A 13,239-nucleotide genomic window follows, 5' to 3' on the forward strand; every position below is an offset into this window, starting at 1 on the left:
CCGCGCGCTCCGCGTCAGTGAGCTCGATGTTGCTGGTGCGGGTATATGCATTGGGCATGAGGCATCTCCGAGGATGCCTCATCCCATGCAGTTTTCGTGCCTATGAATTAGCGGGACAGGACACTAGCAAAGAACACCCACGCGTGCGCTCCATTCCCGGAGCGGGAAATCTCCAGCGCCACCGGTACGCCCAGTTCATCGCAGGACTTCAGGAATGCCAGCGCATCGGCTCGCCATTCCGCCTCGTCGAAGTCGACCGCGAGGAAATAGCAGCTGTCGTCTTCCAGCAGCGGATACACCCCGACTGTGTGCTCACCGGCCAGATGGTCGTAGATCACTGCGTCGGACAGAGGGATCAGCAGACGATTGCTGCAGTCCCCGCACTTGATGCGCGGCTTCTCGCAGACACCGGCGCGCCATTCGTTTGCGCACGCGGGCGTGTAGCCAGTCTTGCCGGAGGTCTTGCCCTCCCAGCGGATCGGGTAAACATCCGTGCGCCCACGAAACAGCCGACGGAACAGTGCCACCTTCTCGGCGGTGGAAAGCTTGGACGGCTCCGGCTCTCGCGCCACCAGGACGACCGGTTGCGGCGGACGCCACTGGATACCGTGCGATTCGAGCAGGGCGATCAGGCGGGCGTTTTCGGCTCGCAATCCGGACAGTTCATCGCGATCCGGCATCGAATCCGGACCTTGAGAGCAGATCGTCCATGTCATCACCGACACCGTAGCCAAGGTTATGGCCGAGGCGCCGCACGGCGTCCAGACGGGCCGGCAGTGCGTGCCAGCGATCCTCGGGCAGCGAACCGATAGTCGTCAACGCCTGCTCGAACATCCGCACCAGGGCGTTGAAGTAGCCCTCGTCCTGCAGGCCCACATCGCTGCTAAAGCCGACAGCGCGCTCGCAGAAGAACACAGCCAGCTCCGCCAAGCCTTCTGGTTGGCCTATGGCCTTCTTGTAGTCGGCGATGGCCTTCTTCGCCTTGGTGACCGAGGTGTCCTGATTCTTGAACACATCGGGCCACAGCCAGCGGTCGATGATGGTCTTGTAGGGTTTCAGTACGTCGTCGCCGAGTCCGAGGCGGGCGTGCAGGAACGCTTGATTGTCCTTGCTCGCCGCGTACAAGTCCTGCACCAACCCAAGCAGGCCAGCACGATCGACTCCGGCGAGCCTGGACTTGACGTCGCTCCAGGTGGGTGAGCTCTTCTTCGTGACCATTCGCCCTATTCCTCGGCGATGTCCGGCTGGCCGTCGGACTCGATTCGTTTGAGCGCCCGGTCAAAGTCGCTCACGAAAAGCCGGTCCTGAACGATGCGGTATTTCTCGAATTCGCTTTCGGCGTGAGCCTTGGCGATTTCCGCCGTGACCTTGCCCGCGTCCTGCAGCACCTCCCGATCGGTGGCCTCGATGAAGCGGTTCAGGCGCGTCTCCCAATCCTGCATGGTCATCGGGATCTTGCGTTGTGCCATGTCCTCGGCCACACCCAGATAGGCGTTGACCAGGCGGGATAGTTGCGCCATTTCGGGCTCGGTCAGGTAATTCTTGGCGACCACGACATCAAACTTTTGGATCTTGCCCAGCGGCCCGTCTTTCCATGTTTGATGCCTGACCGGGTTACGAGCCCTCGATCACCCGTGCCACATCACCGCGGCATTCGGCGCACTTGCCCACCAGCAGCAAGTCGCCGCCCTTGATGTTTCCGCTGAAATTGGTGATCGTTGTTTCGTGATGGCAGTGGCCGCCCCAGACGTTGGACAGCAGCCGCTGGCGGATATTGGAGGGAATCGATTCCCAGCGCTGACGGGCTGGCTTGGTGAAAGTGGGCAGTGATTCAATCGCCACGGATCACTCCTCGAACAATTCAGAGTGCGTGCCTGCCCGCACAAAGATGATGGCGTTGCCATACAGGCGGTAAATGAGCAGGAAGTCGCCGCCGATGTGACATTCGCGGTGGTCAGCCCAATCACCCTTCAGCGGGTGATCCAGCCATTCAGGCCCCAGCGGCGCATCGTTGCCAATGAGCAGCAACATCGCCTCCTTCAGCCGCTTCAGGTCGTAGCGGCCCGAACGCGAGAGGCGTTCCCAGTCTTTGAGGAAAGTCTTGGTGTAATCGCTCGCCCTGGGCAGCGGCGCCCGCTTACTGCTGGCGGGCTTTTTCGAGGTCATCGATCAGGGCGTCTGCAGACCCAAAACGGGCGGTGCGCGCCTTGGCCATGGCGCGGGCTTCTTCCATCGCCGCGCGGGTCTGGGCGTTAGGCACCTTCAACTCCAGCGGGAAGGCCTGGTCGTTCACCACGCGCTTGAGCAGGATGCGCACGGCATCAGACACCGACAGCCCCATGGCTGCCAGAGCCTCACTGGCTTGCGTCTTGATTTCGTCGTCCACCCGGACGTGCAGCATCGTGGAATGAGCCATGATCGAATCCTCCGTTTCCGCAATTATGTATCTCGTCTGCGATACGGTCAAGTAACCGCTGGCGGTGCTCTGGCGGCGTTCGATGCCTGACTGGCGGCCTTGGTTTACGCTGAACCGGCACGCGTAAGTTGTTGATTTTGCAAGGCCTGTGAAAGCCCTCGGGGGGCGTTCACAGCAGGCCAGGCCGGACGGTCCCGTCAGTGCAGCGGGACGGTCAGCCCGACTGTCCAGCGGCGCGCCGGCCTCCTGTACAACTGCCCTTCGCCGATCTCGCTGGCCAGCACGGCGTCCCGGCGGTTGGAGAGGTTGGTTCCCGTCATGGACACCTTGACGCCGCCTTCGAAGACGTAGCCGAGCGAGGCGTCGATCGTCGTGTAGCCGGGCACTTCGACCGCATTGCCCATGTCGAGGAAGCGGCGCCCCGTGTACGACGCCACCAGCGACGCCTGCCAGCCCCTCATCGGGGCGAACATGAGCCCGGCGCCCGCGAGCACACGGGCGCTGAGCGGCAGGGCATTGCCCGCCAGCTGCGTCACGACGCCATCCTGCAACGTGTTGAAGTCCACGTAGCGCGCCTTGCTGTGGCTGACATGCGCGACGGCGTTCAAGCCCGGCTGCAGCCGGTATGTGCCTTCAAGTTCCCACCCGGTCACCCGCTGGCGCCCGCCATTCCTGAGCACGGGCTGGCCGTCCTCCTGGGCCGTCACGGCCTGGTTGTCGAAGTTCACGGCGAAGGCGCTCAGGTCGAGGTCGAACCGCCCATCCAGCCCGTCCGCCTTGATGCCCGCCTGGAAGCTGCGCTGCGTTTCAGGTTGGAGGATGGGGGAACGCGCCGCGTCCGGCCCGAAGTCGACTTGGGTGGGCTGGAAGGTACGGCCCAGGTTGGCATGCACCATGACGTCATCGAAATCGCCGCTCGCATCGCGCCAGACTTTCAGCTGCGCGCCGATCGAGCCGCTCCACCGGTTGTTGGTCTGCGCCTGCGCCAGGCTGCCGTCGGCATCCTGCCCGACACGGCGCTCGTCCGTGTGGTTCCAGCGCAGGCCGGCCAGGATGCTGAGGCGGTCGCTCGCCAGGATGCGCGTCTGGCCATAGACACCGAAGAAATTCCGGCGATCGGCCAGGGACTCGGCATCGGTGGGTGTCCCCGCCGAACTGGCCGGGGCCATGCCGGCCCCCAGGGGCACGGCATAGGTGAACGCCGTGCTTTGCTGGGAAGCCCGGCCGTAGAGCTCGTTGAACCCATAGGTCACCATCAGCCACGGGACGGGCCTCGCGGTGATGTGCGAATCGATGAAGACGTCGGCCAGCTGCCTGTGTTGCACCGCGCCTGCGGCGTTGTCCCCTGCGGCGTCGAGGAAGCGGTCGACCAGGAATCCCCGCGTGCTGTTCACCGTGGAATGCGTGAGCGAGACCGTGGTTCCCCAGTCCCCGATGGCGAGGCGGCGGTTGTACCCCAGCACCAGCTGGTACCGCTCGGTGTTGAGTCGCGCGTCCGCCGGGTTCTGGTTGAAGTCGACCGGCAAGCCGGCGCCCAGGCGGCCCGCGTTGTCGACGGGCGAGGGGCTGCCGGGCTTCTGGCGCAGCGCCAAGGCGCTTAGGTCGACCCGGACCACGCCGCCGGCCAGTGGCATGGCCATCCGGTAGGTCGCTTCGGCCCGCTTGAACCCCGACCGTGGGTTGGAGTCCGGCTGGCTCTCCAGGGCACCGCTGATCGACTGCTTCAGCTCACCCGTGGACAGCACGGTGGAACCTTCCACGCCGGCCGCCCCGAACGATCCATAGGTGAGCGTCATCGCCGAGGCGGCCTTGCCCGCGGGGTAATGCACGACGTTGACCGTGCCGGCGAAGGCCGTGGTGCCAAAGTAGACAGGCGCCATCCCGCGCAGGATCTCGATCCGCTCGACGTTGTTGAGGTTGACGGCCTCGAACTGCGGGAGGAAGGCCCCGCCTGCCGGGATGCCGTCGATCAGCAGGAGGAAGTCGTCCACTTCACGCATGCCCAGCAAGCCGGGCACGGCACCGGAGGGCCCGGCATCGCCACCCTGGGCGACCTGGATGCCGCCCACGAGGGCGAGGGCGCTGCGCAGGTCACGCGCGCCCCGAGCACGGATGTCCTCGCCGGTGACCACCGTCATGGACAGGGGGACTTCCTGCACCTGCTCGCCGAAGCGGGTGGCGGTGACCTGGACCTTGTCCAGGGGCGACCGGTTGGAAGCCTGCTCGGCGAGAGCCGCGTCAGCGGCCGCGGTGGCGCAGCATGCGATGGCGGCGGCCGCAAGAAGTCTGCATGTCATGGAAGTTGGGCTCAGCTCGGCCCCTGGCACCTGCGGCCGCCAGGGGCTGGGGCGCGCGTGCGGGCACGCCGGGACGCCGGCCCGCTGCCCCGTGCAGCGGGCCGCACCGCATCAGCCGGCGGCCGTCACGGCCGCTGGGCGCTGGGCCGCCGCCTTGGGCAGCTTCTGCCCGTCCGCGGTCGGCTCGACAGCGCGCGCCTTCGACGGATAGGGCTTGCCACCCATCAGCCCCGCCCACAGCACCTTGTTGTAGGCCATGGCGTCCACCTTATCCTCCTCGGAGAAATCGAACTGCCGGGTCTTGGCGACCCAGTAGCGCGCGTCGTGGGTCGGCTTGGCCGCGGCGGCATAGGCCACCGTGGTCGGCAGCGGCAGTGCGGTGGCCTTCAGGAGGCTGGACGCCGTCGCTGTGTAGGTCCAGCTCGTCTGCGCCAGGTCGAACACGGCCGTCATGGGCGACTGGCTGGCGTCGAACACGCCCAGGTGGTCCAGGCCCAGGATGTCGGTGATCGTCCTCAGGACGTTGACCGTGGTGTAGCGGTTGCTCACGACAGCACCCTTCTTGACATAGGGGCCGACCACGAAGGCCGTGCTGCGGTGGGCATCCACATGGTCAGGGCCGTCCTGCGCGTCGTCCTCGACGATGAAGATGAGGGTGTTCGACGCGTACGGGCTCTTGGCGACCTTCTCGATCAGGCGGCCGACCGCGTAGTCGTTGTCGGCGACCTGCGTCTCCGGCGTGTTGACACCGTCGATCGCGGTGCCGAAGCTGCCGGTGTGGTCGTTCATGAAGCGCACCAGGCTCAGGCTGGGCAGGTTCGATCCAGCGACATACCCATCGAATTCCCGCTCCCACTCCTGCTCACGGTAGAAGTCGGGGTAGTTGTCGTCGAAGCCGCGGAAGTAGGCATCGGTCAGCGGCGCGAGGTTGGAGTTGGCCGCGTAGGCCTGCACGATCCCGCTGGCAAAGGGCGTACGGTCGGTCGGGATCTGCAGCCCGGCATAGGGCGTGCCGGCCAGATGGTAGCGGGTCAGGTCGATGAAGAAGCCGTAGTTGCGCACGCTCAGCTTGGCACGCAGGGCGGCATCCCAGAGGTAGCCCTGCTGGACCTGCCCGTCGGGCCCGTCCGGTGCGGCCACGTTCCCGGTGCCGGGCAGCGTGTCGGCATCCAGCGACTGCGACAGCGGGTTGGCCGCGTTTCTCGCGCTGCCGGCGAGGCCGACGTTCACGTTGCGATTGCTGCCTTCCCAGTCGTAGGAGCCGCCGCCGCCATTGCCCGCGTAGTTCGGGGCCAGCATCTTGGCGCCCGCATCGGACTCGCGTGCCGCCGTGCTCCAGGGCCACCCGTTGCCACTCACGTCACCGCTGTCGAAGAAGTTGTCGAGCGTGACGAAGGTGTTCGCCAGCGCGTGCAGGTTCGGTGTGGTCTTCTGCGGAAATTCCGTCAGGGTGGGCGCCCCGTTGCCCTTGCCCAGGTCACCCAGGATCTGGTCGTAGGTGCGGTTTTCCTTGACGATGTAGATCACGTGCTTGATGTTGGACCGCAGCGTCGCCATCAGCTGGGCATCGGCATCGCTGGGCACCGAATTGAAGCTGTTGTTGCTCGCCACCTGGGTGGTCAGCAGGCCCAGCGTGCCGGCGCCCGGAACCGGGAAACTGAGCAGCGCGGACCCCGTCAGGTTCTCCACGTACTGGTTCGCACCGAAGGTGACCGGGCTGCCCGCCACCGGGCAGGGCACCGTCTCGTAACCCAGGCAGTTGCCCGGGTTGGGGCCGGGCGGCGTCTTGGCGTTGCTGACATAGAGCCGCGACCCATCCGCCGACACGCGCACATCCGACGGATACCAACCCGTGGGAATGAGGCCAGTGACGGCCGCGGGCGTCGAAGCCAGCGAAATCACTGCCAGGGAGTTCGTGCCCCGGTTGGTCACGTACAGGGTCTTCTCGTCGGGCGAAAGCGCCAAGCCATCGGGCGAGGCGCCCTTGTAGCGGGCCTGCGCGGCCGTCAGGACACTGGTGGGCGCCAGCGTGGGGATGCTAGCCGTCACGACGTTCTTCGCGGTGTCCACGACGGACACGACGTCCGCGTTGTCCGACGCCACATACAGGACCGACTGCGCCTTGTTGAGCACCATCTTGTTGGGGTTGCCGGCCACGGGGATGCGTGCCTTCACGGACGGCGTCGCGGGAGACAGGTCGACGACGACGACCTCGCGGTCGCGCTCGCTGCTGACGTAGGCCGTCGAATTGCCGACGATGGCGACGGAGTTCGGGTACTCGCCGCCCGGTGTGCCGCTCGCACCACCGCTCTTGCCGGGGCGAAGGTCCTGCTCGGCGATGACCTTGGCATTGACGAGGTCGACGATGGTCACGGAATCGTTGTAGCGATTGGCCACCACCGCGCGCGTGCCATCGGCGGTGACGGCGATGCCGGTGGCCGTCGGCCCCTGGGCCAGCCCGTTCGCGGACGTGTGCCCCAGCTTGATCGGCGTGCCCGACTCGGCCCAGGCGGTGCCGTTGAAGGCGAACACATGGATGTTGTCCTCACCTGCGCCAGGCACATAGAACTTCTTGCCGTCCGGCGCGAACGCGATCCCAACGTAGCTGTTCGACACCGGCAGCACCTGCTTCTGCACCGGCGCCCCTGCGCTCACGTCGAAGACGAATACGAACTGCGTCGAGTCGCCGGGCACCTGCTTGCCGCTTGAATCCACCACGTAGTTGTACCCGCTGGTCAGCACCAGCAGCGTCTTGGCATCCGGGCTCAGCGCTTCCGACTGGGCGAAGCCTGCGGGAAGGGAGGGATTGGTCTTGAAGCCCGGCACCAGGGTCATGTAGGCGGCGCCCGGCGTCGCCGTCGGCGACATGAGCTGGCCCGTCGGCAACGGGGTCGTGCTGACAGTCCCCAGTGAAGGTGGGGCACTGGAGCCACCACAGGCTGCCAGGATCGAGCTCAGGCCCAACAGCACCATGTGGCCAAAACGATTGACACGCATCTTTGTTTCCTTGGTCGACAAGCCGCGGTGACTCAGTTCGGCCACATGGGGACCGCCCACCCCGTGTGCAACGGAATCAATCTATGGGCTGGGAATGACAGGTCCGTGACGGCGCGGACCGGTCGCACGCGCCCATGGCCTGCCATCACAAAGTCATCCAGGCCCGCAATGATCGGCACCCGTCGGCCCGGACAACTGCGTGCGCCCAACGTCCCGAGCCCGCCGTCCACCCCGTCAACGAAAGGCCATCCCCATGACCACCGGCAACGTCGAACCCGATCCCGCGCGCCGCCGCCTGCTCCTGGCAGCCGGGCTCGCCCCTGGCGCACTGGCGGCCGCGGCCACCGCGCAGGCGCAATCGGCCCATGCATCAGGCCGCGTCGACCCCCATCTCTCCGGCAAGACCGAAGCAGATCCCCAGTCCGGTCCGGTGTCCGGGCTGCACCTGCAGTTCGGTGCCGATGCGTCCACTGAAGTGGTGGTGTCGTGGCACAGCCTGCAACCTGTCGATCACCCGCGCGTGCTGCTGGGCATGCCGGATGGCCGGCTGGAACGGGTGGTGGCTGCGAACCCCACGAGCTACACCGATGCCAAATCGGGCCGGACAGTTCATGTCTTCCACGCCCGGCTGCGCGGCCTGCGGCCCGACACGAGCTACATGTATGCGGCGCTGCATCGCGGCGCCACGCCGGAGTTCGCAGGCTTCCGCACGGCGCCCTCCGGGCGTGCCGCATTCACATTCACCAGCTTCGGTGACCAGGGGACGCCGACGATGGGCCGCAAGTACGCACCGCCCGCAGGCGTGACACTGCAGGCGCCCCTCTACGTCAACGACAACCTGGGCTCTCCCGCCGCCGCCGACACGACCCTCGGAGTGGAACGGCTGCAGCCGCTGTTCCACCTCCTCAACGGGGACCTGTGCTACGCGAACATCGCCGAGGACCGCGTCCGCACCTGGTGGGACTTCTGGGAAAACAATTCCCGCAGTGCGCGCCACCGCGCCTGGATGCCTTGCGCCGGCAACCACGAGAACGAACTCGGCAACGGCCCCATCGGCTACCAGGCCTATCAGGCCTACTTTTCCCTGCCCGAGGCCGGCGGCCACACGGACACCACGCGCGGCCTCTGGTATGCGTTCACCGCAGGCGCCGTGCGCGTGATCAGCCTGGCCAATGACGACGTCACCTACCAGGACGGCGGCAACAGCTACGTCCGCGGCTACTCCGGCGGCGCGCAGAAGGCCTGGCTCGAGAAGGAGCTGGCGGCCACACGCGCCAACCGCAACATCGACTGGATCGTGGTGTGCATGCACCAGGTCGCGATATCGACTGCCGACAAGTTCAATGGTGCCGACCTGGGGATCCGCGAGGAGTGGCTGCCCCTGTTCGACAAGTACAACGTGGACCTGGTGGTCTGCGGGCACGAGCACCACTACGAGCGCTCCCACCCGCTGCACGGGTGCGACGACAACCGCACGCGCACGCCGCGGCCCGCCAGCACGGCGACGGACGTGATCGACACCACCCAGGGTGCGGTGCACATGGTGATCGGTGGCGGCGGCACCTCCGTGCCCTCGCATGAGCTGTTCTACAACCCGCCGGCGTGCCGGGTGATCGTCTCGGTGGGCGAAGCCGATGCGAAGACCGGCAAGCGGCCGCCTGTCTACGTCATGGAAGGCGCGCCCTGGTCGGCGGTGCGCAATGCGGCCCATGCCTATGGCTTCGCGGCCTTCACGGTGGACCCGGGCCGGCACCCGGGCGACACCACACGCCTGTCCGTTGTCTACTACGACGTCACGGGCCCCGGCGGGCAGCTCCAGCCCTTCGAGCGCTTCACCTTGCAGCGCCCGCGACGCGACGCGGCCTGACGCGGCGCCGGCGGCCGTCCCCGGGGCGCCGCCGGCTGCGAGGGCGGCCGGGCGGCGGCATGCCGATCGACAGGCTCAGGAGCCGCAAGCACCCCGCTTGGGCGGCAGTTGGCCCATGCTCGCAGCCGCGGGCAGGTCCATGTCGACGAGGTGCGCATGCAGCCACGTGGCGATCGGAGCATGGCCCGGCGGTCCAGGCTGTCGATGTCCGAGGCCAGGGAGCGCAGCACGTCGAAGAGCTCGATGTGCTGCCTGTCGAGCAGGGCGTTGCCCACCGCCAGGTCCGCATGCCAATCGGGAACCCTCGCACGCGCGCGCGCGCCCGGGTTGGAGCCTCCGGGAGATCCGTGCCTGAAGTCCGCCATGGCCCATTGGAATCGGTCATCACGACACCGGCGTGACGTGGCATGCCTTCACTCCGTGGCGGCGTTGTGCCCTCTCTCAGCGCGCGCAACTGCCACGACACATCCAGCAGGCGTGCCTTGCACGGCAAAACCGAACCCCGCGGACGCGACATAGGAAGCGGGCCAGTCTCCCGGCGCCAGGGCCGCCACAAGCCTGGGCGAGGCTGGCCTCGCCTCCGTGGCAGATCCCGAATTTCCCGGGACGAGGCTGACCCGGCCTGCTGGCCGTTCCAGGGCTTCGAACATTGTGCAGGTGGCCATGCAGCGCCATGGCGACGCTTGGTTTCGGGGGCGTTTCGAGTCTAGGGCGTGTTAACACTAATAGACTGGTCAGAAGAAAAGCGCGAGACTGCTGCGCATGGAAATCACGCCTGAGCAGTTTGCCCTCATCGAGCATTGCCTGCCCACGCAGCGGGGCAACGTCAGCTTGAGCAATCTACAAGTGGTCAATGCCATCCTGTATGTGGCCGAGCACGGGTGCAAGTGGCGCGGCTTGCCCAAACGCTTTGGCAACTGGCACACCATCTACACGCGCATGAATCGCTGGACCAAGGCGGGCGTGCTGGACAAGATGTTCGAGCAGTTGCAGCGCGAGCAGGTGGTGCGCATCAGAATCGAGGCGGTTTCGCTGGACAGCACCAGCATCAAGGTACATCCCGACGGCACCGGTGCGTTAAAAAAAACGGACCGCAGGCCATTGGAAAATCCAGGGGTGGATGGAACACCAAGATTCATATGGTTGCCGCGGATGCTCGAACGGCCGTGACGTTCAGCCTTTTGCCCGGGCAGGCTCATGACGCCCCTGAAGGCAGGCGGCTGCTGGAGAGCCTGGGCGCAACGAGCCGCCCGATTCACCTGCTCATGGACCGAGCGTACGAGGGCAACGAGACACGCCAGCTCGCGCTCGACCTTGGATTTATCCCGGTGGTGCCGCCGATGAAGACCCGCATCGAGCCGTGGGAGTACGACCGCCAGATGTACAAGCGGCGCAATGAAGTAGAACGCTTGTTCCGGCGCCTCAAGGGCTTCCGGCGCATCTTCTCTCGCTTCGAGAAACTCGATGCGATGTTCCTTGGCTTCCTCAGCTTCGTCCTGGTAGCCGATGGTCTTCGCAGTTTGTGTTAACAGGCCCTAGTCATCGAGAACTGGCTCAATAACCACTGATCGCGTCACGAATCCCACACCACCCAACGCTCCGGATACAGGTTGCGATCAAGATGGACTGGACCAGACGACTTTCCAGTTCGACTCGGCACAGATGAAAGCGTTTCAAGCGCTGCTGGATACGCTGACCTCAGCGTCGGACCAACTCAGGCCTTGATTGATTGATGATGATCACCCCGAATTGGGCAGAGCCGAAGCCCTAATCGCCCAGCGATCTCTGCCCAGAGGTCATTCTTGTCTACAGCCTCCTGAGGGACAGGCGAGCGCGATGCTGGGGTGAACCCCATCTCAAACTCGTAGCCCTTCATTTCCTGCGCCAGGTCACGGATCACACCCATCAGCGGTGACCGCCTCAAAATGCCGCTGGGCATCTTGACGATCATGCCTGCCACACCGGCACGAGTGATCTTGGACAAGAGCTGGCAGTAAAGACCTGTGCAATTGGCACGGCGCTTCAATACGGGTGCGTCAAGCGCCGACAACAGGCCGGACGGCGCGTTCTCCACCGCATAGGTCCAGTCCTCCTTAGCAATGTCGAACATGTACTCCGGGGGCTCACCGAACCGCCCGCCGGGGCGGGGCTCATGCGGGTTAGTCCGGCATTTCTGCAGGGTCCCCTTGAGATTATTAGCGCCACTGCTGAGCAGCAATTCTCGCAGAGCGGGCGCATGATGCCCGTCAGAAAGGCGCTCCTATGACAACGAAGCAGCAAGCCGCCAGCAGGATGTGGCAATCGCACAGCGAGGACGAAGTAGAAGCCATCAAGGCCCAGCAGCGAGCTGCGGGCGATTCGCACCACCCCGCTCAGGGGCCTCCGCCCTATGGCAGCGAGGATCGCAACCTGCTCGCGCGCGACGTGTCATCAGCCGAGCGCGAGCGCTGCGCCCAATTGGTCGAGTCCTGGCCTGCGGACGCATCGCTCGGCAGCAAAGAAGCACTGATGGCGGTCGCCGCGATGTTGCGGAGGATCGTGTGAGCGAGCCCTACGAGGCCCTGCTGGAGGCAGAACTGTGTTGACCATTCCGATGTCTGTGTCTCCACAATCACAATCACAATCACAATCACGGTACCGCGCGGAGCGAACGTGACCAGACAAAGAGTTGCACCCGAAACCCGCAATTGAGCGCGGTAAGGCGCACCATCGCATGAGGATCTTTCAATGACTGCGCCTTCAGATACGGCAGGCTCAAGGCCTATCTTCCCCGTTCCCGCGTCGTACATGACAAGCTCGGTCAAGGTGACAACCGTGTGAGCGAAGGGCTCAACTACACGCGAGCGGGCTCCAAGAGCCCCCTATCTTGAAGTGGATCTCAAAGGAGGATGGTATGACCATTGAAGAACAGATCAAGCAGGTACAGACGCGGCTGCAACGCGCCACTACCCACACCGCCCTTCTGCAGCAAGGAGGAGGCGGCGGCGAGCAGTACCTCACCTCGTACTTCCTGGTGGAGGCGCTCGAACTCCAGCTTGCAAGGTTGCGAATGCACCGACGTGCGACTTCCGAGCCGGTTTTGAAGTCCCGGAGCCTCGCGTGAAAGACCTTCTTCCTTCCACGCCGCTCTTGGTCAGTAGCCGCCCGATGCTGCAGCGGGGAACAGGCAACGACTCGGTCGGCTCGCAAGTGAGGCCACTTGAAATGACCACGTCGCAAGAGCGCATACTGATGGCGGCCCATAGTATCGAACTCGATGGATTCGGATTTCGGTTTGGCGGGTACCGCTATGACTGCCTGAGTGATGCCGTGCACGCCTCGATGGACGAGGGCAAAGGTTGCGAATGACGCTTGCACCAGGAACCGTGTCCTTTATGCGCTCGTGTACTTGCGCAATGATCGGCTTCGCTCGATATGCGTATGTTCGCTCGCACGCAAGTAGGTCTAACAGCTCTAGCGACTTTTCCACACCGCCCGGGGCGGCGCCTCAGGCTCTTTTCTAATTGATAAGGTTCTTCGGCATTAGTAGGAGAACTATTGATCTTCTCTAAACACATGACAACCGTTGTGTCGCTCTTGCGTTATGTCTTCAGGCTTGTTCCTGGAGAATATGGGTATGGTGCAAAAGCGATTGAGCGAGGCGGCCAAGAAGCGAATGCGTG

General features: G+C 64.9%; 13 protein-coding genes and 1 pseudogene. 5 read left to right on the top strand and 9 right to left on the bottom strand.

What is annotated here, in order from left to right; all coding sequences use genetic code 11:
• Window positions 1–107 precede the first annotated feature (107 nt).
• The 8 genes and pseudogenes from IM725_RS18065 to IM725_RS18100 all read right to left on the bottom strand — a co-directional run bounded on the left by IM725_RS18065 (window position 108) and on the right by IM725_RS18100 (window position 7,710).
• Window positions 108–716, bottom strand: a complete 609-nt coding sequence (locus IM725_RS18065) for a TOTE conflict system archaeo-eukaryotic primase domain-containing protein (protein WP_321576216.1) — start codon at window positions 714–716, stop codon at window positions 108–110.
• Window positions 664–1,218 (bottom strand): hypothetical protein, encoded by a 555-nt coding sequence (locus IM725_RS18070; protein ID WP_193782033.1) that lies wholly within the window; start codon window positions 1,216–1,218, stop codon window positions 664–666. Before IM725_RS18070 ends, IM725_RS18065 begins: the two co-directional genes overlap by 53 nt.
• Before the next feature lie 5 nt (window positions 1,219–1,223).
• Window positions 1,224–1,589: pseudogene (gene rhuM, locus IM725_RS18075) on the bottom strand (RhuM family protein); the annotation flags it as partial.
• 25 nt (window positions 1,590–1,614) lie between these two features.
• The gene (locus IM725_RS18080; protein ID WP_193782034.1) at window positions 1,615–1,842 is read right to left on the bottom strand and encodes a hypothetical protein; all 228 of its coding nucleotides are present in this window, start codon (window positions 1,840–1,842) and stop codon (window positions 1,615–1,617) included.
• A 3-nt stretch (window positions 1,843–1,845) separates the two neighbouring features.
• Entirely contained in the window at window positions 1,846–2,166 is a 321-nt protein-coding gene (locus IM725_RS18085) for a type II toxin-antitoxin system YafQ family toxin (RefSeq protein WP_193782035.1), read from the bottom strand.
• Window positions 2,138–2,416, bottom strand: a complete 279-nt coding sequence (locus tag IM725_RS18090; protein ID WP_125875118.1) for a type II toxin-antitoxin system RelB/DinJ family antitoxin — start codon at window positions 2,414–2,416, stop codon at window positions 2,138–2,140. Before IM725_RS18090 ends, IM725_RS18085 begins: the two co-directional genes overlap by 29 nt.
• 197 nt (window positions 2,417–2,613) lie before the next feature.
• A complete protein-coding gene (locus IM725_RS18095; protein ID WP_193782036.1) occupies window positions 2,614–4,713 on the bottom strand; it encodes a TonB-dependent receptor in 2,100 nt (699 codons plus the stop codon).
• Between the two features lie 111 nt (window positions 4,714–4,824).
• Window positions 4,825–7,710, bottom strand: coding sequence for a beta-propeller fold lactonase family protein (locus tag IM725_RS18100; protein WP_407692538.1), 2,886 nt, complete (start codon window positions 7,708–7,710; stop codon window positions 4,825–4,827).
• 253 nt (window positions 7,711–7,963) lie between these two features.
• Here IM725_RS18100 and IM725_RS18105 point away from each other — a divergent pair, with 253 nt between their 5' ends.
• Together IM725_RS18105 and IM725_RS18110 are read left to right on the top strand one after the other, a co-directional pair.
• Window positions 7,964–9,577 carry a purple acid phosphatase family protein gene (locus IM725_RS18105; protein WP_193782037.1) on the top strand — a complete coding sequence of 538 codons (1,614 nt, stop codon included), beginning with the start codon at window positions 7,964–7,966 and terminating at the stop codon, window positions 9,575–9,577.
• A gap of 762 nt (window positions 9,578–10,339) precedes the next feature.
• A protein-coding gene (locus IM725_RS18110; protein WP_227753924.1) for an IS5 family transposase occupies window positions 10,340–11,106 on the top strand; the annotation gives its coding sequence in 2 pieces (ribosomal slippage) (window positions 10,340–10,655 and window positions 10,655–11,106; 768 coding nt in all).
• A 185-nt stretch (window positions 11,107–11,291) separates the two neighbouring features.
• Here IM725_RS18110 and IM725_RS18115 read toward each other — a convergent pair.
• Window positions 11,292–11,687 carry a P27 family phage terminase small subunit gene (locus tag IM725_RS18115; RefSeq protein ID WP_193782038.1) on the bottom strand — a complete coding sequence of 132 codons (396 nt, stop codon included), beginning with the start codon at window positions 11,685–11,687 and terminating at the stop codon, window positions 11,292–11,294.
• A 152-nt stretch (window positions 11,688–11,839) separates the two neighbouring features.
• Between IM725_RS18115 and IM725_RS18120 the strand changes: the two genes are divergently transcribed.
• The 3 genes from IM725_RS18120 (at window position 11,840) to IM725_RS18130 (ending at window position 12,925) form a co-directional block, all read left to right on the top strand.
• A complete protein-coding gene (locus IM725_RS18120) occupies window positions 11,840–12,121 on the top strand; it encodes a hypothetical protein (protein WP_193782039.1) in 282 nt (93 codons plus the stop codon).
• Between the two features lie 349 nt (window positions 12,122–12,470).
• Entirely contained in the window at window positions 12,471–12,680 is a 210-nt protein-coding gene (locus tag IM725_RS18125; protein WP_193782040.1) for a hypothetical protein, read from the top strand.
• Window positions 12,677–12,925 carry a hypothetical protein gene (locus tag IM725_RS18130; RefSeq protein ID WP_193782041.1) on the top strand — a complete coding sequence of 83 codons (249 nt, stop codon included), beginning with the start codon at window positions 12,677–12,679 and terminating at the stop codon, window positions 12,923–12,925. Before IM725_RS18125 ends, IM725_RS18130 begins: the two co-directional genes overlap by 4 nt.
• Window positions 12,926–13,239: the final 314 nt, after the last annotated feature.

The organism is Ramlibacter aquaticus (assembly GCF_015159745.1).
GTDB lineage: Bacteria > Pseudomonadota > Gammaproteobacteria > Burkholderiales > Burkholderiaceae_C > Ramlibacter > Ramlibacter aquaticus.

Bases quoted from the DNA above. Each gene is read 5' to 3' on its own strand.
- IM725_RS18065 (WP_321576216.1), bottom strand. From the start codon at position 716: ATGACATGGACGATCTGCTCTCAAGGTCCGGATTCGATGCCGGATCGC.
- IM725_RS18070 (WP_193782033.1), bottom strand. From the start codon at position 1,218: ATGGTCACGAAGAAGAGCTCACCCACCTGGAGCGACGTCAAGTCCAGG.
- IM725_RS18085 (WP_193782035.1), bottom strand. From the start codon at position 2,166: ATGACCTCGAAAAAGCCCGCCAGCAGTAAGCGGGCGCCGCTGCCCAGG.
- IM725_RS18090 (WP_125875118.1), bottom strand. From the start codon at position 2,416: ATGGCTCATTCCACGATGCTGCACGTCCGGGTGGACGACGAAATCAAG.
- IM725_RS18095 (WP_193782036.1), bottom strand. From the start codon at position 4,713: ATGACATGCAGACTTCTTGCGGCCGCCGCCATCGCATGCTGCGCCACC.
- IM725_RS18100 (WP_407692538.1), bottom strand. From the start codon at position 7,710: ATGCGTGTCAATCGTTTTGGCCACATGGTGCTGTTGGGCCTGAGCTCG.
- IM725_RS18105 (WP_193782037.1), top strand. From the start codon at position 7,964: ATGACCACCGGCAACGTCGAACCCGATCCCGCGCGCCGCCGCCTGCTC.
- IM725_RS18115 (WP_193782038.1), bottom strand. From the start codon at position 11,687: ATGTTCGACATTGCTAAGGAGGACTGGACCTATGCGGTGGAGAACGCG.
- IM725_RS18120 (WP_193782039.1), top strand. From the start codon at position 11,840: ATGACAACGAAGCAGCAAGCCGCCAGCAGGATGTGGCAATCGCACAGC.
- IM725_RS18125 (WP_193782040.1), top strand. From the start codon at position 12,471: ATGACCATTGAAGAACAGATCAAGCAGGTACAGACGCGGCTGCAACGC.